The following is a 659-nucleotide window of genomic DNA, read 5'->3' as shown; positions in this document are numbered from 1 at the left end:
TCAAACCGTCGGCCAAATGAATGTCATTGACAAGTCCGTTAAAGAAGCGGAGCAAGTCGTACGCGGATTGGAAACGAAATCGAAAGATATTACAAACATTTTGCGTGTGATCAATGGCATCGCAGACCAGACGAATCTGCTTGCCTTAAACGCAGCAATTGAAGCAGCGCGCGCAGGCGAGTACGGCCGCGGCTTCTCCGTTGTAGCGGAAGAAGTAAGAAAACTGGCAGTACAGTCAGCAGATTCAGCAAAAGAGATTGAAGGATTAATCATCGAAATTGTGAAGGAAATCAATACATCACTCGGCATGTTCCAATCTGTCAATCAAGAGGTGCAGACAGGACTTGACATCACAGATAAAACAGAAATGAGCTTTAAGCGCATTTCTGAAATGACGAACCAAATCGCCGGCGAACTGCAAAATATGAGTGCGACGGTTCAGCAGCTTTCTGCCAGCTCCGAAGAAGTTTCGGGAGCGTCTGAGCACATTGCATCGATTTCAAAAGAAAGCTCAGCGCATATACAAGATATCGCGGCGTCAGCCGAAGAGCAGCTTGCTTCCATGGAAGAAATCAGCTCGTCTGCAGAGACCCTTTCGTCTATGGCGGAAGAGCTTCGCGATATGACCAAACGATTCAAAATCGAATAATAACCCTTAA

At 46.4% G+C, this 659-nt stretch carries 1 pseudogene; it reads left to right on the top strand.

Annotation, left to right across the window (positions count from 1 at the left end):
• Nucleotides 1–649, top strand: a pseudogene (gene mcpA, locus ACWHAR_RS28065) (methyl-accepting chemotaxis protein); the annotation flags it as partial.
• Nucleotides 650–659: the final 10 nt, after the last annotated feature.

Source organism: Bacillus sp. LR--39, from assembly GCF_053613335.1.
This window is presented reverse-complemented; position numbering and strand designations above follow the sequence as displayed.